The following is a 22157-nucleotide window of genomic DNA, read 5'->3' as shown; positions in this document are numbered from 1 at the left end:
CCCCAACACAAAGGGTAAACTAAAAACAACTACACTCTTGGAGGGATACTAGATGACAAAAGACTCACAAGGAAAGAACACCGATCATCAAAAAGACGAAAATGATTCAACCGTCGAGAAAATTATTGAAAAAACGAGTGAAATGTTAGGCGGTGGCGATGAAGGTTGGGAGTCTCCAGCGAAAGCTGAACCCCATAAGGCACCTAATGAATCTCCAGATTATGTGCCGTCTGAAGACAAAGTAGTGCGTGATCCAAATACAGGCGAAAAGAAAATCATGAAAGATAAATAACCTGAACGCAAAAGAAAACTCATTCCGCACCAAGGATTGAGTTTTCTTTATGTAATTATGATAAACTTTTCTTGAAGTTAATTGTTAGAATATTTAATTTTTAAAATGAAAATATAACCAAAAAAACAAACCTCACACCCATCGAAAGGGGATGGCTCAAATGGCTAACAAAATGGATAAAATCCAACAACAAGCCTTACAGCGATACTTAAAATTCGAAAAAGAACATCAAGCCGAGAACTATGCAGCGGCTACAGAAGAAAAAATGATGACGCGCTCTAGTATTATCAATCATCACGACAATTTAGCGATTGAACGCATCATCAACAAAAGCGACTTGTTTCCGATTGCGCACTTGCAGGCAGGGCTTGATGTCAGTAAAGCAGTTTGTCGCATTTCAATTCGCGGAAAAAATGGTCAACTGGAAGGGTACGGCACAGGATTTCTTGTAGGACCAAACCTATTACTCACAAACAATCACGTATTGGAAACAGCTGAAGCGGCGATGTATGCAGTGGCGGAATTTAATTACGAAGACGATGTTCATTTTAAACCGCGCGATATCATTAGTTTCCGATTGGATCCAGAGCTCTTATTTATAACCGATGAAGCGCTAGATTTTACTTTAGTCGCAATCGAACCTTATAATGCCAATGCTGTACCGCTCGCAACTTTTGGTTATTTGCCGCTCCTGCCAAAGCCGGGAAAAATTTTAGAAGGTGAGTACGTCACCATTATTCAACACCCAAAAGGTGGACCAAAAGCCATTACCATTCGGGAAAATGAAGTCAAATTCATCTCTTCTGATTATGTTCATTACGTAAGCGACACCGAACCTGGTTCCTCGGGTTCACCCGTTTTCAATGACCAATGGATGGTAGTTTCTTTGCATCATGCAGGTGTTCCAGATCCGACCGATCCTAATAAATGGATCGCCAATGAAGGCATTCGTATTAGTTCCATTATTCAACATTTGAGTGACAAGCGCAGCAGTTTAGAAACAGAGCAAGCACGCAAAATGCTCGATTATTTACTGTCCGTCGTTATGCCTGGTTCCACAAAAGCGCCGATGGAAGTAGGTGTGTTGAACGCAGATTGGTATGCAGAAGCTACAGGGTATAATCCCGATTTTTTAGGCAAAGAATTTATTGTGCCACTGCCACAACTGGATAAAGAAATGAAAAAAGATGTAGCGGCAACAACGGAAGGAAAAGAGACACTCGATTACACTCATTTTTCAGTCACGATGAGCAAGTCACGTCGTCTCGCTTTTTTCACTGCGGTAAACATTGATGGTGATCAACTGGTGGATGTGAAACGAAAAAATGATCGCTGGTATTTTGATCCGCGAATCGATAAAGCATACCAACTAGGCAATAACTTTTACAAATCGAACGATATCGATCGTGGTCACCTTGTAAGACGTCGTGACCCAAACTGGGGCATTGATGCGGTGAAAGCCAATGAACATACATTCCATTTCACTAATAGTTCGCCGCAACATAAAAATTTCAATCAAAAAGTATGGCTCGACTTAGAAGATTATTTGCTTGATAACGCGCGCGATCACGATATGAAAGTGTCGATTTTTACAGGGCCAGTGTTTCGCGACACCGACCGTAATTACCGAGATGCGCAAATTCCCAATCAGTTTTGGAAAGTAGCAGTTATGGTAAAAGACGGCACCGAGCTATCGGCCACCGCTTATTTGCAAACACAAGAAAATTTAATCGAAGACGATTTGGAGTTTGTTTACGGCCAGTTTGAAACGTACCAAGTGCCCATCACAAAAATTGAAGAACTAACCGGTCTGGATTTTGGTGAACTGCGTCTAGCAGATCCGTTAGCTGAAGGACAAGCGGCTCGCGTTAAAGGGGCAGGAGACATATCCATATGACAATGATTTTAGAACTTGAAGGCGTTTCGCGTAGAAGAGACGATAAAATGTTACTAGACGGAGTCGACTGGCAAATTCAAAAAGGCGAGCATTGGGTATTGTACGGCTTGAACGGAGCGGGCAAAACTTCGTTGCTCAGTTTAATCAATGCTTACTTTTTCCCGACAACAGGAAAAGTAACGGTGCTCGGTATGGAGTTTGGCAAAACCTATTTAGCAGAAAAGTTGCGGAGCCAAATTGGTTTTGTGTCGTCATCGATTCAGCAAAAGTTGCCGCCGCAGGACAATGCGTATGAAGTAGTGCTGAGCGGTGCCTATGCGTCGCTTGGTTTGCATCAAGAAACGACTGAAGAAGTTGACAGAAAAGGTGTGGAGATTCTTCGCGAACTGGGCTGTCTTGAATACGCCAATCGAAACTACCATACCTTGTCGCAAGGTGAGAAACAGCGTGTCTTGATTGGACGTGCATTAATGGCAGACCCAGCACTTCTCATTCTTGATGAACCAACAGCGGGTCTCGACTTTATTGCCCGTGAAGAACTGCTCGAATCGATTGCCATGATCGCTAAAAAACCAGAGGGTCCAACTATTATTTATGTCACGCATCATATTGAAGAAATATTGCCCGAATTTAATAAAACCTTGCTACTAAAAGAAGGAAAAGTATTTGATTCTGGGGATACGGACAAATTAATCAACAGCGAGCAGCTTTCCCGGTTTTTCAACATTCCAGTGACCATTGTCTGGACTAATGGGCGGCCATTATTGTCAAAAAGAGTTATGTCTTAGAGGTGGAATAAAGATAACTAGCTTAAACGCGACCAAAATCGGTGGCGTTTTTGTATGTTTTCATTAGTTTTCTTAATTGTCTGTATTTTTAGTAATTAGAGTGATAAAATAGTAACAGAATCGTCAACTGGACAACCCCACTTTAAAGGAGAGGTCATATGAAAGAAGACATTTACTTTGAAAAAGAATATGCACATTTGTATGAAGAAATAGAAAACGGTAAGTGTGAAGAATTTATCTTTAAGCATTCACTTGGTGTTGTCCGGTATTTATTCATCAAATGTGAAGTTCCGATCAAGCTAGACGATCAAGTATACTATGATCTCGTGACTCCTTATGGATATGGGGGTCCCCGAATTGTGGAGGGGAATAGCGAAGATAAACAAGAGCTGGTGACCGCATTTAAACAGGCATTTGGAGAATATTGTATAGATAATCACATTGTGACCGAGTTTGTTCGATTTCATCCTATTATCAGAAATCATCTGGACTTTCAGAGCGCTTATGATCTCACTTTCAAGCGATATACGATTCAAACACGACTCGCTGATATACCTGATCCCATCCTCACAGAATATTCAGCATCAAGTCGAAGGGATATTCGCCGTGGGTTAAAGGCAGGAGTTGAGTATCGAGTGATCGATCACCCACATGATTTAACAAACTTTAAAGAGCTGTATTATTCCACAATGGAACGAAACGCGGCTGAAAAGATTTATTATTTCGATGATGTGTATTTTCAGCGGTGTATCGATGGGCTTGGTGACTATTTAGTTGTGGTAGAAGCAAGTTATAAAGGAAAAGTAATTGGCATGAGTTTAAATTTTGTTTACGGTGACTATATACATATTCACCTTACGGGTACACTTCAAGAATATCATGAACTTGCGCCGGCATATATTTTGCAATATGCGCTGGTTCTTTGGGGCAAGGAAAATGATAAAAAGCTAATTCATCACGGCGGAGGACGAACTGGAGAACTTGACGACAAGCTTTACCTTTTTAAAAAGAAATTCGGACGTAATGAAGATTTAGAGTATTATATTGGACGCAAAATATGGAATTACGTAGCATATGAAAAATTATGCCAAGTCGTCAACATCTCATCAGATACTGATTATTTCCCTGCTTATCGAAGTATTAAATCTTGGGTGCCCGTGAACTGAGGAAGCAAGAAGAAAGTGCGCTTTTTAGCTCGATAGGTGCGGAAACTTCGCTTTGAAGTGCGGAAACTTCTCGCTGAGGTGCGGTATTCGTTCCAAAAGGTGCGCTTAACAACAATTAAGGTGCGGTTAGTTTAATGGTGGCCGATGAAAGGGAGATTCTATATGAAAGAAATTGGTGGATATTTTGGTTTAGAGGACTTGATTCGTAACGAGTTTTATAGCGATTTGTTAGCTCTTAATAGTGGCAGCAATGCGCTGCTTTATTTACTAAAAGCGCGCCAAATTAAAAAAATACACATTCCTTATTATTTGTGTGACTGCATCAGTATTTTGTTAGACAAGCAAGGATATGAATATGATTATTATTATGTAGATGCCCAATTTCAACCGATTTTTGACAAGCAATTGGCCCAAGGTGAGTACTTATATGTTGTGAATTTATACGGTCAAGTTACAGAAGAAAAAACGCGCGCCTTAAAAGAGCGCTACAGCCAACTAATTTTAGATCATAGCCAAGCTTTTTTCCAAAAGCCGATAGAAGGTGTAGATACCATTTATTCTTGTCGCAAATTTTTTGGCGTCCCGGATGGCGCATATTTAGCGACTGATGCGGTACTTTCGGAAGAACTTGAGCAAGACATTTCAAAAGATCGCATGGTGCATGTGCTTGGTCGGGCGGAAGGAAAAGCGAGTGATTATTATGCTGATTTCATCGCTATTAACGATGGACTTTCCGTTGCCCCACTCCGTACAATGTCTAAATTGACAAGCAACTTGATGGGAGCCGTAGATTACGAGCGTGCTCGCCAACTTCGTAATGAAAACTATGCATATTTAGAGGAACAGCTAGCAGCGGAAAATCCTTTACTATTAACAATGCCAGACGGGGCGTTTGCGTATCCTCTCTTAGTGGAAGACGGACCAGCCATCCGAAAACGCTTAGTCCAAGATAAGATTTACATTCCACTATTGTGGCCAAATGTTCTCGCAGATTGTCCAAAAGATAGCATTGAATATCAATACGCTGCTAATATTTTGCCGTTGCCTTGTGATCAACGTTATACCATTGAAGATATGCAGTATTTAGTAAAAATGTTGAAAAGCCAACTAGTTTATAAAGAGTAACAAACTCAAAATTTCTATTATCTCAATGCTCTCAAAACTTCTCTAGTTTTGGGAGCATTTCTTTTCCAATTGGTAACACTATCAGTCGTGACAAAAGATTTATACCACATCCTTACACACATACTATATTTATTTTCAATCAATATTACAAAGTACTTATAATGCTTCCGAAATATGGTATGATGCAGAGTAGGTCAGCTTTTCGGAAGAGGCATGCGAAAACAATTATTGAATGTTGTTCGGTCGCTGTTCTAGGACATGCCTATTATATGCGGACCAAAAGTACGATTATTTCATTAATTGGGGGTTTTATTATTTACACAATAGGATTTGTTATTAGTCATAAAAACAACGAAAAACGAAGAGCGCTTTTACCGAAAGATATGCCGAATATCAAAAACATTGAACAATTGTTTTTTGAAGTGGGCTATGGCGAAGCGCTTGGTTATTCAGACGCAGAATATGAAGTGTCTGGTGCTCAATTTGTGTCTCGTGAAGAAGTATTGAAATGCGATGCGATTGTTGATGTAAAACTAGGCAACGCGGATTATTTTGATCAATTAACACCTGGGAAATTATTAATTGGATGGGCTCATGCTGTACAAGATATCGCGTTTACGGATTCCGTTCTTGCAGGTGACCATACAGTGGTAGCTTGGGAAGAAATGTTCGAAGACGGTCGTTATATTTTCTATCGCAACCGTGAAGTTGCTGGGGAAGCAGCTGTGTTGCAGGCGTATCAATATGTTGGCAAAATGCCATATGAAACAAAAGTGGCGGTTCTTGGAAATGGTCACACAACAAAAGGGGTACTTCGCATTCTTCATGGCTTAGGCGCAGATGTGGATGTTTACGGCCGGAAGTTAGAGTCGTTGTTTGTTAAAAACATGGTCAATTACGATGTTCTTGTGAACTGTGTTATGTGGGATACGAACCGTACGGATCGCATCATTTACAAAGAAGATTTAAAACGCTTGAAAAAAGGCACGATGATTATTGATGTAAGTTGCGACCCGAACATGGAAATTGAAACGTCTCGCCCTTCAACAATTGATGATCCTGTTTATACAGTAGATGGTATTATTCATTACACAGTAGACAATACCCCAGCGATGTTCCCGCACACAGTAACAAAAGTGTTGAGCGAAGGATTCTCACCAATGGTTGATAACTTTGTCGAAGGCAATTGGACGGACATGATTCGCAATTCTGTGGTCATTGAAAACGGCCATATCCTCGATCACCATATTAAAGAATTTAGAGAAGCAAGAAACCTTTTAGTAAAATAAACTCAAAAAGCGTCCAGCGATCAATTGATCACTGGACGCTTTTATTAAGGTTTGATGATTTCGGAAGTAAAGTACACCTTAAATTGCTCCGCTAAATAAGTCTGCCCTTTAATATTTGGAAGTAGCTTGTTTTGCATCAAATCGAGTTGAGAAATATTTTTAGCATGCACGTCATCAGCCATGACTTGATAAAAGTCAAATAAGTAAACGCTATCTTGGGTAGTGAGTTCACGGCTTGCTTGTATATAGCTCTTCATTTTTACGTTGTCCTCAACAGAAGTAGTTGGGTTAGGCGTTCGAATCAGCACTTCCGTATCGTCAGAAGAAACGATGGCTTCAACAATCGCTTGATAGTTGGCTGCATACTCTTTAACTGGAATTTTCCATGCGCCAAGTGCATCATTTAAACCTGCAGAAATCACCACTAAATCAGGTGCGTGTTTAATGACGTCAGTCTCAATTCTATTTTTCATATGCGAGACCGTATTGGCATTCATGCCTGCATTAATAATTTTTACTTGATCGGGATAATTTTTGTTAAACCACTTGGCTAATAATCCAACATGATTTAAATTCCCGTCAGGCAAAGAATCGTCTGAGGTCACATAATCTCCTAGAAAAACAATCGTCACAGGCTGACCGGATGTCAGCTTAGTTGAAAAGCTGCTAGGCATGGCCTGTGTTTCAACTGTTTTTGTATGGAGTGCGTCTTCTTTTGACAATTGAATGCTGTTTAAATTTTTTTCACCAGAAATGACAATAAATATGAGGGCGATTAATAATATGTATATTAATTTTTTCAGCATCCTAATACCCACCTTTCTCTTCTATGTTAATTCAATTTTACCACAACTGCGAATAAAATTAGCTGAAATTTCAGATTTTTTATAGGTATATAGCTTCGAAATCAAACAAAGCGCTATTTTACTAGTTTGTAAGCAAGTTCGGGCGGGGTAATATAGAAGATATAGCCACTATAGAAATAAAGGAGGCGACGAAATGGAGAGAATAGGACAAAAAATAAGAGAGCTCAGAGAAGACCATCAATTGAGCGTAGATGATTTAGCATCTCAACTGGGCATTGCCAAATCAGTCGTGTGGGGTTATGAAAGTGGCAAAAAACAAGTGAGCGTTTCTCACTTACAATTGCTAGCCGATTATTTTAAAGTTACTGTAGATTATATATTGGAACGCAATCAACCTACCAATCAACTCGATTTGATACAATTCGCCGATTTAAATTCGGTTAACTTAGTAGTGGATGATCATCCATTAAGTGAAGAAGAGATAGCAGATGTTACCTCTTATTTACAAGTCAAACGTCGATTAAAAGAAGATGGCATGTTGCAAGAAAAACAAGCTGCCAAATAAAGTGAATCATTTCCCCATAAGATTTGCCAATTAATATAAGCAACCAGACCGTAACGACTAAACGGTCTGGTTGTTTTGTTTAATGGTTTCGCTTTACGGGAACTTTAATAAATACTGATGTCTTACTTTGGGGGGGACGGCATTGTCAGCTGCACTTGTGACCACTTTATTGTGTATAGGGTATTTAGTATTCACCATTGATAAAAAACAAGAAAACTTCCCCGTACCGGTCGTGCTCGTATTAATTGGTATTGGCTTATCTTTTATCCCTTATTTTGAAAACGTCAAGGTGACAGAGACCTTAATTTACGATGTTTTCTTGCCAGGCTTACTTTTTGTATCCGCTTATCAATTTTCAGCAAAAGCTTTGCGGAAAAATGCAGGAATTATTGGATTATTAAGTACGATTGGTCTTGGTGTAACGGTAGTCCTAGTAGGATTCGTTATTTATTGGATTGGCGGGTGGTTTTTTTCTATTTCATTTGCAGGGGCATTTGTGGTTGCCGCAATTTTGGCACCAACAGATCCGGCTTCTGTCGTTGCCATTTTGAAAAATTCATCACCGGATAAAAATATTGCGGATATTGTCGATGGGGAATCGATGATTAATGATGGGACGAGCATTGTATTGTTCAGTGTGTTGTCAGCAATGTATTTGCAATCCGAATCCCTTAATGTGTTTGCTGCATTAGGAGAATTTCTTTATGTTTCTGCAGGTGGAGTGATTTTGGGAGTTACGGTTGGGTGGTTACTAAGCAAAGCAGTTCATATCACCCATCACAAGGACTACCAAGTGATGCTCAGCATTGTACTTGCTTACGGTGCATTTCAACTCGCAGAAAGCTTTGGGTTTTCAGGGGTATTAGCCACCGTTTCCGCAGGCATTATGTTGTCTTGGGAATTTTCTCATACAAATAAAGAAGATCATTACCGCGAAGCTTTGTCGGGATTTTGGAGCGTCGTGGAGCCTTCATTGCTGGCTTTATTGTTTTTGTTAATAGGCATTGAAGCTACGAAATATTTATCTTGGGACAATTGGGTAGTAGCAATTATCATATTATTTGCGAGTATAGCTGTCCGTTTTGTTGTAGTAGGCAGCAGTTTTAAATTATTGAGAGGGAATCAACATAGCGATATTTGGAAAAAAGCATTGCTTATTTCTTGGTCTGGCATACGCGGGTCCATGTCAGTCTTCTTATTGTTGCAACTAGGGGCCATGGCAAATGGCGAAATAGCGAGTGAACTAATTTCCCTTAGTTTTTCAGTTGTTATTTTATCGTTAATCATTCAAAGTCTTGGAATTCATCCTTTATCAAAACTGCTAAATAGCAAATAAAATAACCCTTGCCGAAAATTCAATTTCTTGGCACGGGTTATTTTATTAAGCTTTAGAATACAATTCTTCAATTTTCTCTGGAGATAAGGGTTTTTGGAAATAATAGCCTTGTGCTTGATTGCAACGTTTGTTTTTTAAGTAAACTAGCTGGTCTAAAGTTTCTACACCTTCTGCAATGACGTTTAATCCTAAATTGCGCGCCATTTGAATGATGGTGTCGACTAAAGCGGCATCTTTAGCGTCTTTGTTAATATTGCGCGTAAAATATTGATCGATTTTCAAACTATCGATTGGGAACAATTTTAAATAACTTAAAGAAGAATAGCCTGTGCCGAAATCATCTATTGAGAGGTGGATGCCCATTGCTTTGAGTTCCTGCATTTTAGCAATAGCGGATGTGGCGCCTTGGATAAGGCTTTCGGTTAGTTCCAGTTCAAGAAATTCTGGCGCTAACTGTGCATTTTCTAAAGCTGACGTGATCACTTCGGAAATATTACCTTGTGAAAATTGCTTAGCAGAAATATTGACGGCAACACGGAACGGTTCAACACCCGCATTTTGCCAAGCTTTTGTTTGTAGACAAGCTGTGCGAAGAACAAACTCTCCGATATGAAGTATCATGCCATTTTCTTCAGCAATCGGAATAAATTCAGCAGGTGAAATCGGTCCTAACTTTGCATGGTTCCAGCGAACAAGCGCTTCAACTCCGATGATGTTTTCTGTTTCTATATCGATTTGTGGTTGATAATGAACCGAAAATTCACCAAGTTCCAATCCTTTGCGGATGCTCATCGCAATTTTAGATTTGCGAGAGATCAAGTCGTTCATTTCAGAAGTGAAAAATTGAAAGTTGTTTTTGCCTTCTTCTTTTACCCGATACATAGCAATATCCGCATTTTTGACTAAAGTTTCAGAGTCAGTACCGTCTGCAGGGAACAAGCTGGCTCCAATTGATGGGGTGATGAAAACTTCTTCGTCATTTAATGAAAAGGCATGGGCTAAGACGTTTAAAATATTTCGCGCGACCGCTTCCGCTTTTGTGTAATTGCTATTGGGGAGCAATAAAATAAATTCATCGCCGCCAAGCCTTGCAAGCGTGTCAGCTTTACTAATGCAGGATTTAATCCGCTGAGACACTTCAATCAATAGCTGGTCCCCTATTTGATGGCCATACGTATCATTCACAAGTTTAAATTGATCAAGATCTAAATACAAAACGGTGTGAGTCGTTTTGTTATCGAGGGCTTGGTCAATTGTGGATTCAAGTCGATCGTTATATAACCGGCGATTTGGTAAACCGGTCAATGAGTCCAAATAAACTAAGTTACTGATTTTTTCCTCGCTTTTTCTCTGATCAGTAATGTCTCGAATAATCAGGCTGTGATAATCACCTCGAACTGTTTCCCAATAGCCTGTCGATAATTCAATCGGAAATTGGCTTCCGTCTTTTTTGTATCCTATCAATTCCCGAGTTTGGCCCGCAAATTCCTGAATATCAGATGTGGGAAAAGCATCCGGAAAAATCATACGCACATTTTGATCAACTACTTCATCTTTATGATAACCAAAAAGAGACTCAGCGCCATGATTCCATTGGGTAATAATGCCATTGTGGTCGGTAACTACAATGCCATCTGTAGCGGTTTCAATAAGGGAATCAAATTGACGGCTGTACTCATCAGCTAGCAATTTTACTTTGTTGCGGTGAAGATTAAAAACAGAAACCAGTAAAGTTAGTGCGAAGAACAGACCAACCACATAATTTATGTAGTTATTGTTATCCGAGAGGAGTGTCATTATTACAGACCCATCAACTGGTAAACTTGTAATCCCGATAAATTGCATAGACCAAATCCACAGTTCCATTGCGAGTATACTAAACAAAATCCATTTGACTCTAACTTTTTCAACAAACTCAAATCTAGAAGTGTTTACGTTCAAAGTTATAAAAGAAGAGCAAAAAATAATAAGAATCGAAAGAACGATTAACACAGAGTCATTGGATAATGGTGAAACATTCAACTAATTTACACTTCCTTTATGTGATGCAGAGTAAATGGATACAGTTTTATGAGAAAATAAGAAAAATATTAGAACGAACAAGGCCATTAGATGTATTTATAGTAACATATAAGTAAATATTTTTTACTAATTTTCCGAAATTTTAGTTGAAACTCACAAAAATTGAGCTTCTAGGATTCCTATGTGATCATTAAAAGTGAATTTGTTATCAAAACTTTTTAAATATTAGCTTTATAATAGAAAAATGTTATTATTAAACAATAGATAGCTATAAAATATGGATAAGAAGGTGAAAAGATGCGAGTAAAAAAAGCAATAATTCCTGCTGCTGGTCTTGGAACACGATTTCTTCCAGCGACAAAAGCGATGCCAAAAGAAATGTTGCCGATCGTTGATAAGCCGACAATCCAGTACATAGTCGAGGAAGCAATAGCTTCTGGCATCGAAGACATTATTATTGTCACCGGTAAAGGAAAGCGTGCCATTGAAGATCATTTTGATCATGCTTTTGAATTAGAAGATAATCTATTTAAAAAAGGGAAAACCGATATGTTGGATTCGGTCTTAGAAACTTCCAATGTAGAAATTCACTATATTCGTCAAAAAGAACCACTAGGACTAGGACATGCGATTTGGTCTGCGCGCAGATTTATCGGCAACGAGCCTTTTGCTGTGCTACTAGGTGATGATATTGTAGAAAACGAAGAGCCATGTCTCGCTCAACTAATGAAGCAAAATGAAGTGACGGGCAAAAGTGTTATCGGGGTAAAGCAAGTGCCAGAAGATGAAACACACCGTTATGGCATTATCAATCCGATTTCGATTGAAGGAAAATTGATCAAAGTTGATAATTTTGTTGAGAAACCACCAGCGGGAACAGCGCCTTCGAATTATGCAATTATGGGACGCTATATTTTAACACCCGAGATTTTTGAGTTTCTTGGTCAACATGAGCTTGGTGCAGGTGGCGAAATTCAATTAACAGATGCCATCCAAAAACTCAATGAAATCCAAGAGGTTTATGCTTATGAGTTTGACGGACGCCGATTTGATGTCGGGGAGAAGTTTGGCTTTATAGAAACGACGATTGAATTTGCGTTAAAACGTCCTGAATTAAGAGAGCGGTTGTTAAAGCTGTTTGAGGAAAAGTTAAAAGAATCTTTTATTAATGAAAAATAATGAAAGTGAAAACACGTTAAAAAAGCAGTGACCAGTATTCCTTGGTCGCTGCTTTTTTAATCGGATTCAATTAGTCGGATCAATTCTTCACCAGAATACTTTCCGTCAGCGGTGATTCGTTTTAATTCAAAAGGAGATGAATAGTGGTTATTAGTCCCGTTATGAATAGTGAAAGCCATTTTATATCCTGCTTTTTTTGCTAAACGAATGGTGTCGTCCGTATATTCCCCGTATGGGTAGCTAATTGCCACAACTTGAGTCCCAACATTTTTCTCGATGGTGTTTTTAGCTGTAGACAAATCCGTAAATGTACGATCTTCAAACTCTTGCTGTGTTTCTAACTTGTTGTCTGTAAACAAGCGACTCGTGATGAGTCCGCGGTCTTGCTGCTGGAAATCTGGCTGTTTAGAATGAGAGTCCCATGTATGACTTTGAATGCTCATCGTTCCCACCATTTCTCTAGCTTGTTGCCAAGAAAACTTTTCGTATTCTCCAGCAGTAACGCCATTGGTTTCGAAAATACGACTTGCAATCACATAAATACTTGCCTTCATGTTTAATTCTTTTAGTATCGGAAAGGCAATTGAGTAATTACTAATATAGCCGTCGTCGAACGTGATTAAAATTGGCTTATCAGGCAAAGCAGCATCTTCTTCTAGGTGAGCAAGTAACTCTAGTTCAGTAATAGTCGTATAACCGGCTGACTTTAAAGAAAGCATTTGTTCTTTGAAACGAACCGGATCTACACTAATTGAATCATTTCGACCTAGTATCAAAATATGGTACATCAATACAGGAATAGCTACTGGAGTTGCTTTTGAAGAGCTAATCGGAACAACAGTAGGTGTGTCGTTCCAACCTATTTTAAAGCGATAATACTCCAAAACAAAACGTAGTGGTGTCCCCATGAGTAAATTTGGCGACATGTAATTGGTTGGTAGAAATTCGGATTTGTTTAATGGATTATCTGTATAATGCGCTTCTGCTTTTGAAATGGAAAGTGTAAGACAAATGCCAATTACAAATAAAAGGCATAAAGTGAACTTTGAATTTTTCATTTCACTTTATTTTTTTGCATATGTATAGCAAATCCTTTCTGTAAAAAATAGTAATATAAATAGATTATCAGCTAATATCTGTATAATGTCAACAGTAAAATAGGTATTTACTATCTATTTTATTATTTCGATTGATTCTTTTGAATCACTATATAATTAAATTGGAATTTTAAGTGAAATTAGATTACTAAATATTCTAATAATTTTGTTTTTTTAGAAGTATTACTAAATGATTTGTGCTAAAATAATAGATAGTGAAGTTTCGCTTGTAAGATAATGGGAATTTACAACTAGAGATTACAGAGAGTTTATAAATTTTCAGTAATGAGGAGGCATCTTCGAGTTGAAGGATATCTATTTTGAGAAAAATTATGGTCGCTTATACGAAAAGATTGAAAATGGGGTTTGTGAAGTATTCAAATTTCAACACCCATTTGGAAAAATCGAACACTTATTTATAAAAAGGCCTATTTCCGTAAACATAAATGAAGAAACTTTCTACGATATTACAACTCCGTATGGGTATGGAGGTCCGTGCATTACTGATTGCGAGGAAGAGCATAAATCAGAAGTTGTTCAAGCTTTTCAATATGCTTTTGAAGAATACTGTTTTAAAGAAAATATTGTTAGCGAGTTTGTGCGTTTTCATCCATTGTTAACAAACGCTCAAGACTTTAAAAGTTGTTATGAATTGACGTTTCGTCGTTTCACAACGGGTACCAACTTAAAAGATTTTGAGGATCCGATTAAATCGGAGTTTTCTAGATCCAAACAAAAAAGTATACAAAAAGCTTTAAAAGCTGGTGTTGAATTTCGTGTAATTGTTAATCCTTCTGACTTAAAGAATTTTAAACGCCTCTACCACGAGACGATGAAGAGAAGAGATGCCGCATCAGTTTATTATTTTGATGATGAATACTTTAGTGGACTTCTTCAATCATTAAAGGAATACACACTTATTGTGGAAGTGATATATGAAGGAAAAGTAATTGCGAGTGGATTAAATTTTGCTTACGGGAAGTTTATTCATATTCATTTATCTGGAACATTGCAGGAATATCAACATTTATCGTCAGCTTTTGTGATGCGTTATGCTTTAGTGCTATGGGGGAAAGAACATGGTATGGAGCTTATTCATGAAGGTGGCGGTATAACAGGTAGACTGGATGATCCCCTATACCTTTTTAAAAAGCAATTTGGGAAAAATACCGAATTCCCGTTTTATGTAAGTAATAAAATTTGGAATCCAAAAGTGTACGATGCATTATGTGAAGCTGTAGGTGTGGATAAAGTAGGGACTTCTTTTCCTGCATACCGCTCAACTCCAGTTAAAGTAATATAAGAGTAATTTGTTATATATCAATTGGGTATAAATACGAGAAGTTTGCTTTTTAAAGCAGCTTCTTTTTTATTTTGTAAAAGAGATTTAGTGGGCTTATTTACGGCTTTTTCAAACGAGTGCTATAATAACTTTTAATCAAGAAAACGATTTTAATAGAAAAGGATTTGTTTTATGAAAGTATATAAACACATTTCGTGGATAGCAGTTTTCTGCTGGATGGCTATTATTTTTTATCTTTCCCATCAACCAGGATCTGTTTCTAGTCAGTTAAGTTCAGGTATTGTCGCAGCATTATTAAGTGTTTTTGAGGGAGTAGTATCTCAACTAGATATGAATATAGAAAGCTTTCATACTTTTGTTCGAAAAAATGCTCATTTTTTCGCCTATTTTATATTAGGGTTATTGAGCTTAAATGCTTGGAAAAGTAGCGGTGTGCGAGGAGTCAAACAATTAATGCTAGGTTTTGGTATAAGTGTTTTGTATGCTATAACAGATGAAGTTCATCAATTATTCATTAAAGGACGAAGTGGAGAAATTAGAGATGTCTTAATCGACAGCGGCGGCGTGGGATTGAGTGTGATTTTTCAGGTTATATTTGGTAAGTTGTGGATTTTACAGAAAGAAAAGACAATAAAAAGAAATTTAAAATAGAATTATAACAAAAAATAGATTTAATTTGATCTTAAAGATTCATCTATTTTCAGATTACTGGTACATATGAATCTATTAATTGGTTAGGAATAAGCGTAAAATAGATAGAATCAGAAAGATTAATGGCAATTGTAAGGAGAAGTGCAATCATGATAGTAACTGATTTACTTAAAAAGAGGTGGAGTATATGTGGGCTTTAATTACGGGCAGCTTTATGTTTGTAATGGCTGTTCTTTTTTCGTTAGGAAAAGCAAGTTCGAAGCGAGAAGAAGCAACCCACAGTCATCGGGAAGAATTGTTAGCGCGTGGTAAAAACCACGAGAGTGAACTAACAACTACAGTAAAGCCGAATACAGAATCGTCTGAACAGCAGCAATCACATAAAGGAAATAACGCACGACAACCATCAGAACAAGTCTAATGGTTGTCGTGTTTTTTAGTGCTTATTAACCTATTTTACTCTGTTATCTGAATTATCGGACAATAAACTTTTATTTTTAATAATAAGTCTGTATGATAGGGGAAATGAAATCTCGCTAAAGGAGGTGTCTTTGATGAAAGCCAAAACGTTCGGATTTCTGTTCGTGGTTGTTTTAGGGATAGCTGGATTTAGTTACTTATTTTTAATAATGGAAAAAATGTCACAAGGCAGTGAAGCGCAAAATGGACCTGAAAGTTATAGTGCTAGTTTTGATGAAGCGGAAGACAAAACAGTAGAACTTCAGAGTGCTATTGATGATACGCCAGCAGGAGGCACTTTGGAAATTGAGCCTGGTGTTTACAAAGTTACAAAAAATCCTGACCACAAAGCCGTTACGGGATATGGTGATAGTTATTTTGCGTTGAAAATTTCAAAGCCGATTACGATTTTGATGGAAGAAGCGATATTCCAAACCGACACCGATGATGAATATGGCGTGTTTTGGGTCAATAAAACAGAGGATGTTCATTTAAAAGGTGGCTTTTTAATGGGAGAGCGGTTACCAGAAGACGGGTCTTTAACGTCTCATATTGGTATATTGTTTCTTTACACAAATGATAGCTCGATTGAAAATACTTATTTAAAGAATTTTTCCCAAGGAGTTCATCTTAATCATTCTCACCACAACATTGTTCAAAACGTAACTGCTGAATTTAATTACGGTTCAGGAATCATTAATTTTGATTCGGACGATAATCTTATTGATTCATGTGTGGTACGAAATTCTGGTGACGGCCATGTGTCTTTATATGGAGGCGGTAAAAATAATCGTGTGGTCAATTGTGTTGTCACAGAAGATCGTCCTAACTATGATGACCAACAAGGGATTACCGTCGAGGGTGAGTCGAGAAGTGTAGTCGAAAATAATACGGTTAGCGGATTTTACTATGGAATCGACGTAAAAAATGACTCGAAATCAAATATCATCCAATCAAATATTTCATTTAACAACGAATACAATATCGCGGTGCGAGGCGGAGATGGCGGTGAAAATCTCGAATTGCCGAGTTATAATACACAAATTTTAAACAATATGGTAATTGATCCACGCGAAAAATCGTCTTATGGGATTTATGTGGGAGCGGGGAGTGGACATGTAGTTATTGGCAATACGTTAAATGTCCACAACCTGATTATGTCGGATGAAGAATTAGCTATTTATGAAAGCCAAAATTACTTTGTCGAAGAAGATGAAGATTAAAATTAAAAGCCATATCCTAAACACGATTCCAAGAATCTTGGAATCGTGTTTTTATGGTGAGGTGCGGTATCGGTGCGTGGAGGTGCGGAAAAGTACGTTTGAGGTGCGGAGCTAGGGCGATGAGGTGCGCTTAAACCTGTGTGAGGTGCGGACAGAGCGAAATAAGGTGCGGTTGACTATTTTTTTCAGAATAAATACACCTGCAAATGGTATAATTGGAAATAGAATAACTTATAGGAGGTAAATATTTATGGCAATTTTAGTTTGTGGAGGCGCGGGTTATATTGGCAGTCATACTGTCAAAGAATTGGTGAATACATATGACGTTGTCGTGCTGGATAATTTGACGACAGGTTTTGAACAATTAATCGACTCAAAGGCTACCTTTATCAAAGGTGATTTAGGAGATTCTGCGATTTTAGATGAAATCTTTACAACGCATAAGATTGATGCGGTATTTCATTTTGCGGCAAACAGCTTAGTAGGTGAGTCAGTACAAAATCCATTAAAATATTACCGTAATAATGTTAGTGCGACACTAGTGTTGCTGGAAAAAATGATCGAACATGGTGTTAAACGATTTATCTTTTCTTCAACAGCAGCCACATATGGCATACCTGATACAGACATGATTACAGAAGAAACAGCAACAAACCCAATCAATCCATACGGTCGCTCGAAGTTAATGATTGAGCAAGTTCTAGCCGACTTAGCACATGTCCATGATTTCCAATATGTCGTATTGCGTTATTTTAACGCAGCAGGCGCGCATGAATCTGGTGAAATTGGTGAAAGCCATGACCCGGAGTCGCATTTAATCCCAATTGTGCTGCAACATCTCCTTGGACAACGCGATAAAATATCTGTATTCGGCACAGATTACGAGACAGCAGATGGCACGTGCATCCGTGATTATATTCACGTAACAGATTTGGCACGAGCACATATTTTGTCATATGAAGGCATGGCTACTGGGAAAATTACGAACAAAACCTATAACCTGGGTAACGGAGCAGGATATTCTGTTAAAGAAATTATTGAAACGTGCCAGAAAATATCTGGTAAAAAACGCTGCGATTGAATATGCAGCGAGACGAGCAGGGGATCCAGCTGCGCTTGTAGCATCGGCCCATAAAATTAATGAAGATTTAGGTTGGAAACCAGCCTATGACTTAAACGCAATTATTTCAAGTGCGTGGGCATGGCATTCAAAATAAGAAAAAGGGAAGCAGACTCGGCTGCTTCCCTTTTTTTATGACCAGCGATATGCCGGGAAAAGTTCGCTTTCTGAAGTGGCATTAGTCGCCTCATTCAACTTTTCATAAATTTCTTCATTCCATATTTTATTGCCTACATAATAGTCGAATTCCGTGTTTTTACCAAACCTCTTTTTGAATAAGTACAATGAGTCATCAGGACCTGGATTCACGCCCCCGCCTGAATGAATATACTCCACGCCACGCTCTTGTGCCCATAATACAATAGCGTAAGTCATTACATAAACAGGAGACAAATGATTGATATCCCCATCGATGGTGCCAGATAGGTGAGTATGAACATACGGCCCAGTATGAAAATGAAGTTCTGCCCCAATTACTTGTGAATCGTAAATCGCTTCGACTAATACCATTTGTTCGCCTAAATTTTCAATCATTTTCGAGAAGTATGCATCGTCGAATAAGTAAAAATCTTCTGCTCCTACTCGTTTCATGGTAGTGAGATAGATATCTTGAAACTCGTCTAAGTTAGATGGGTTTTCTGTGATTCGATAAGTGACACCATCTCTTAATGCTTTACGAATTCTCTTGCGAGTGGAGCTTGAAAATTCTTCTTGAATCGGATCTTCAAAGCCTTTCAGTGTGATACCCGTAGTATGACGCCTAAAAAGAACGTTATAACAAGAATCAAAATCTTGAGCATTGTTTACAAGTGGATGGAAACGAACAAATTCACTGACGATATTGTGGTCCATGCAATAATCTTGAAAGGCCTGACAGAAAAGATTAATTAACTCATCTTTTTTTGTCGTATCCTTGAGTTCGGTTACGACAGGCCCACCATAACCGTAAGGTGTAAGCAAATCAAAGTATGGGCCGCCTTCTAAGGGAACGGGAATTTCCCTTTTGATAAACTGATGATAAACCGTACCTACAGGATGGTTGAATTCGAAGACTTCGCAGTTTCCTCCTTCGATTTCTTCATACAATTTGACATAATCTTTTACGAAAAATAAATCTCTCAAAAGTAAAACCTCATTTCCTTATAAATTCTCTTTTCTCTAAGTAGTCAGCTAAGCAGGATTCGGAATCCTGTTAATATGACTAAATTTTCAAAAAACAACTATTGTAATGATTATAACGAACATTATAGGTGAATGCGAGGGGTAAAAAATTTCTTTGTTTTTTATAAGTGAAGTTTTATAGGCTATAGGATAGAGTAACGAATTAAATGACTAAATTTATATAAAAAGTATTCAGAAGAGTGTGCATTTTAAGAAATCTTGGCTTATACTAAAGTTCAAGCACTATTTTATCATGATTTTTCGATAAAGCAGTGAGGTTGAAGGAGAGCTGTCCATGACATTTAAGAAAATCACTCGTATGCTTCTTGTTATACTGGGAATTTGTGGACTCATTGCTATTGTAATGATGACCCAAGGTTTTTTGGGGGAAAAAGAAACAAGCGATTCTACTACAAAATTTGGAGCAGAAGGTGATGGCGTGACAGATGATACTCAAGCAATTCAACAAGCGATTGATGAAACTCCAATAGGTGGGGAATTGCATATTCCGCCGGGAATTTATAAATTGACTAAAAACCCCGATTTAAAGGCTAGTACTGGATATGGAGACAGTTATTTTGCTTTAAAAATCTCCAAACCAATCACCATAATAATGGAGCAAGCGATTTTTCAGACAGAATCAGCGGGTGAGTATGGTGTGTTTTGGATAATGGCGACGGCAGATGTCCATTTAAAAGGCGGCTTTTTTATGGGAGATCAATTGCCTGAAGGTGGTTCGTTAATTTCGAATATTGCTATTTTACTGCAGAACAGTCGAGAAAGTTCGATAGAAAATGTTTACACGAAAAATTATTCTCAAGGAATTCATTTGCATCATGCCCACAACAATGTGATCCGAAATGTAATAAGTGAATCCAATTATGGTTCTGGAATCATCAATTTTGCATCGGATTATAATACAATCGAATCTTGTGTAGTCAGAAATTCAGGGGACGGCCACCTTTCATTATTCGGGAAAGGGAAACATAATTTAGTAAAAGGCTGCATGGTATCTGAAAATCGTCCTGGTTATACAGATCAACAAGGCATTACAATAGAAAGTGAAAAAGAAAGCAATATTGAGAAAAATATGGTCAGTGGTTTTTATTACGGCATTGATGTTAAAAATGGAGCAGAATCTAACGTCATAAAAGGCAACCTAGTTTATAACAATGAATACAATATTGCGATAAGACCAGGTGACGGTGGGAAAAACTTAATGACCCCAAGTCATAACATCAGCATACTTAACAACTTGGCCATCAGTCCTCGTGAAAGCTCAGAAAGAGGGATTTATATCAATGTTGGAACAGGACATATTGTGCGCGGTAATACCATCGAAAAAAACAACTTGATTCTTCGTGATGAAGAGTTGAGAGTGAAGTATCAGAGAGAGAACTTTATAGTTATGGATGAATGATATCCAAAACTTTGCTTTTGTGTAAAATTTTTAACTAATTTATCTGAATAATCTTTTTACAATAAGTTTCTATGCTAAGATACGTTATGTATAGAAAAATCATTAGCATTCTATTCTGTTAAATCTAACAGAGGAATTTCGAATTAGTTTATTTAAGCTAATGACGAAAACTTACTTAACTGTAGAGGAGTCTGTAATTTATGGGAAACCGGATAATGGTGAGTATCGAGTGTAATGCTTATAATCATGAAGATTTTATAGCGGAGGCATTAGATAGTATGTTAATGCAGAAAACAGATTTCGCTTATGAAATTTTAATTCATGACGATGCATCTACTGACCGAACAGCTGACATCATCAGAAGTTATGAACAGAAATATCCGGATATCGTCAAACCCATCTACCAAACAGAAAATCAGTATTCACAAGATATTCCTTTTGAGGTGTTCAATAGTGAGCGTGGATTAGGAAAATATATCGCGGTTTGTGAGGGCGATGATTATTGGACGGATCCGGAGAAACTGCAAAGACAAGTGGATTATATGGAAGCGCATCCTGAATGCAGCATGTGCGTACATGCTGCAGAAAAGGTCTCTGCTGTAACAAAGAAAAAAGTCGCTGCTGTTCGACCGAGCCATCGGGACAGAATTTTTTCTGTGGAAGAAGTCATTGAGGGTGGAGGCGAATTGTTCGCCACTAACTCAATTATGTATTCTCGTGAAAAAATTCCAGGAATGCCCGATTTTTACTTGAATGCGACAATTGGTGACTACCCGATGGTCATCTTAGGAGCGTTGAGTGGTACGATGTATTACATGGATCGGAATATGGCAGCCTACCGAGTGGAAGTAAAAGGCTCTTGGACGGATGTCTATCTTAACGACATCTCGGCAAAGCAAAAACACCTTCAAGATGTTGCGAATTTACTCGATGAGGTAAATGCCCATACCAATTTTAAATACGATGACGTCATCAGCCGCACCAAAAAACGTAATCGCTTTTATTTGCTGTTAAAGCAATTAAAAATTAAAGAAACCTTGAAAAAAGGGTATCGACAGTTTTATGTGAAACCTGAGTTTTTTAAGCGGATCTTCAAAAGAATCACGATTTAATAATCTTGTGAAATTATAAAAAGCAGTTTTGAACAACTGGTATTTCCAGCTGTTCGAAACTGCTTTTTTTCGACCAATTTTATAAATAGGAATTAGTAAAATTGGTCTATAAAAGAAGCGCAATGATTGAGTATAGAATATTTCCT

General features: G+C 37.9%; 19 protein-coding genes and 1 pseudogene. 16 read left to right on the top strand and 4 right to left on the bottom strand.

Annotated elements, in window-relative coordinates; genetic code table 11:
* Window positions 1–52 precede the first annotated feature (52 nt).
* The 6 genes from GPDM_RS07000 to GPDM_RS06975 all read left to right on the top strand — a co-directional run bounded on the left by GPDM_RS07000 (window position 53) and on the right by GPDM_RS06975 (window position 6557).
* Window positions 53–292, top strand: coding sequence for a hypothetical protein (locus tag GPDM_RS07000; protein ID WP_008430207.1), 240 nt, complete (start codon window positions 53–55; stop codon window positions 290–292).
* Between the two features lie 160 nt (window positions 293–452).
* Window positions 453–2189: a DNA/RNA non-specific endonuclease gene (locus tag GPDM_RS06995; RefSeq protein WP_008430206.1), complete on the top strand. Its 1737-nt coding sequence runs from the start codon at window positions 453–455 to the stop codon at window positions 2187–2189.
* Between the two features lie 2 nt (window positions 2190–2191).
* A complete protein-coding gene (locus GPDM_RS06990; protein WP_039863071.1) occupies window positions 2192–2977 on the top strand; it encodes an ABC transporter ATP-binding protein in 786 nt (261 codons plus the stop codon).
* 158 nt (window positions 2978–3135) lie between these two features.
* A complete protein-coding gene (locus tag GPDM_RS06985; protein ID WP_008430204.1) occupies window positions 3136–4143 on the top strand; it encodes a GNAT family N-acetyltransferase in 1008 nt (335 codons plus the stop codon).
* Window positions 4144–4305: 162 nt separating this feature from the next.
* Window positions 4306–5268, top strand: coding sequence for a hypothetical protein (locus GPDM_RS06980; RefSeq protein WP_008430203.1), 963 nt, complete (start codon window positions 4306–4308; stop codon window positions 5266–5268).
* 269 nt (window positions 5269–5537) lie between these two features.
* Window positions 5538–6557: a N(5)-(carboxyethyl)ornithine synthase gene (locus GPDM_RS06975; protein ID WP_008430199.1), complete on the top strand. Its 1020-nt coding sequence runs from the start codon at window positions 5538–5540 to the stop codon at window positions 6555–6557.
* Between the two features lie 44 nt (window positions 6558–6601).
* On the opposite strand, the gene GPDM_RS06970 is transcribed toward GPDM_RS06975, so the two are convergent.
* Complete coding sequence (locus GPDM_RS06970) at window positions 6602–7363, bottom strand: SGNH/GDSL hydrolase family protein (RefSeq protein WP_008430198.1); 762 nt, start codon at window positions 7361–7363, stop codon at window positions 6602–6604.
* 193 nt (window positions 7364–7556) lie between these two features.
* Between GPDM_RS06970 and GPDM_RS06965 the strand changes: the two genes are divergently transcribed.
* Together GPDM_RS06965 and GPDM_RS06960 are read left to right on the top strand one after the other, a co-directional pair.
* Entirely contained in the window at window positions 7557–7928 is a 372-nt protein-coding gene (locus tag GPDM_RS06965; protein ID WP_008430197.1) for a helix-turn-helix domain-containing protein, read from the top strand.
* 142 nt (window positions 7929–8070) lie between these two features.
* Window positions 8071–9264 (top strand): cation:proton antiporter, encoded by a 1194-nt coding sequence (locus tag GPDM_RS06960; RefSeq protein ID WP_008430196.1) that lies wholly within the window; start codon window positions 8071–8073, stop codon window positions 9262–9264.
* Between the two features lie 45 nt (window positions 9265–9309).
* Here the strand turns inward: GPDM_RS06960 and GPDM_RS06955 are convergent, their stop codons facing one another.
* Window positions 9310–11286: a putative bifunctional diguanylate cyclase/phosphodiesterase gene (locus GPDM_RS06955; RefSeq protein WP_008430195.1), complete on the bottom strand. Its 1977-nt coding sequence runs from the start codon at window positions 11284–11286 to the stop codon at window positions 9310–9312.
* A 297-nt stretch (window positions 11287–11583) separates the two neighbouring features.
* Here GPDM_RS06955 and galU point away from each other — a divergent pair, with 297 nt between their 5' ends.
* A complete protein-coding gene (gene galU, locus GPDM_RS06950) occupies window positions 11584–12465 on the top strand; it encodes a UTP--glucose-1-phosphate uridylyltransferase GalU (RefSeq protein ID WP_008430194.1) in 882 nt (293 codons plus the stop codon).
* A gap of 56 nt (window positions 12466–12521) precedes the next feature.
* On the opposite strand, the gene GPDM_RS06945 is transcribed toward galU, so the two are convergent.
* Window positions 12522–13523: a polysaccharide deacetylase family protein gene (locus GPDM_RS06945; protein WP_008430193.1), complete on the bottom strand. Its 1002-nt coding sequence runs from the start codon at window positions 13521–13523 to the stop codon at window positions 12522–12524.
* 343 nt (window positions 13524–13866) lie between these two features.
* On the opposite strand from GPDM_RS06945, the gene GPDM_RS06940 reads away from it, so the two are divergent.
* The 5 genes and pseudogenes from GPDM_RS06940 to galE all read left to right on the top strand — a co-directional run bounded on the left by GPDM_RS06940 (window position 13867) and on the right by galE (window position 18415).
* A complete protein-coding gene (locus GPDM_RS06940) occupies window positions 13867–14865 on the top strand; it encodes a peptidoglycan bridge formation glycyltransferase FemA/FemB family protein (protein ID WP_008430192.1) in 999 nt (332 codons plus the stop codon).
* Window positions 14866–15036: 171 nt separating this feature from the next.
* Entirely contained in the window at window positions 15037–15516 is a 480-nt protein-coding gene (locus GPDM_RS06935; RefSeq protein ID WP_008430190.1) for a VanZ family protein, read from the top strand.
* Window positions 15517–15703: 187 nt separating this feature from the next.
* Window positions 15704–15937, top strand: a complete 234-nt coding sequence (locus tag GPDM_RS06930; protein WP_008430187.1) for a hypothetical protein — start codon at window positions 15704–15706, stop codon at window positions 15935–15937.
* A 133-nt stretch (window positions 15938–16070) separates the two neighbouring features.
* Complete coding sequence (locus GPDM_RS06925; protein ID WP_008430185.1) at window positions 16071–17198, top strand: right-handed parallel beta-helix repeat-containing protein; 1128 nt, start codon at window positions 16071–16073, stop codon at window positions 17196–17198.
* Between the two features lie 250 nt (window positions 17199–17448).
* A pseudogene (gene galE, locus GPDM_RS06920) lies at window positions 17449–18415 on the top strand (UDP-glucose 4-epimerase GalE).
* A 35-nt stretch (window positions 18416–18450) separates the two neighbouring features.
* Here galE and GPDM_RS06915 read toward each other — a convergent pair.
* Window positions 18451–19440 carry a GNAT family N-acetyltransferase gene (locus GPDM_RS06915; protein ID WP_008430181.1) on the bottom strand — a complete coding sequence of 330 codons (990 nt, stop codon included), beginning with the start codon at window positions 19438–19440 and terminating at the stop codon, window positions 18451–18453.
* Between the two features lie 334 nt (window positions 19441–19774).
* On the opposite strand from GPDM_RS06915, the gene GPDM_RS06910 reads away from it, so the two are divergent.
* Window positions 19775–20899 (top strand): right-handed parallel beta-helix repeat-containing protein, encoded by a 1125-nt coding sequence (locus GPDM_RS06910; protein ID WP_008430180.1) that lies wholly within the window; start codon window positions 19775–19777, stop codon window positions 20897–20899.
* 200 nt (window positions 20900–21099) lie between these two features.
* Window positions 21100–22011 (top strand): glycosyltransferase family 2 protein, encoded by a 912-nt coding sequence (locus tag GPDM_RS06905; protein ID WP_008430179.1) that lies wholly within the window; start codon window positions 21100–21102, stop codon window positions 22009–22011.
* Window positions 22012–22157: the final 146 nt, after the last annotated feature.

The sequence above is a fragment of the Planococcus donghaensis MPA1U2 genome, assembly GCF_000189395.1.
GTDB lineage: Bacteria > Bacillota > Bacilli > Bacillales_A > Planococcaceae > Planococcus > Planococcus donghaensis_B.
This window is presented reverse-complemented; position numbering and strand designations above follow the sequence as displayed.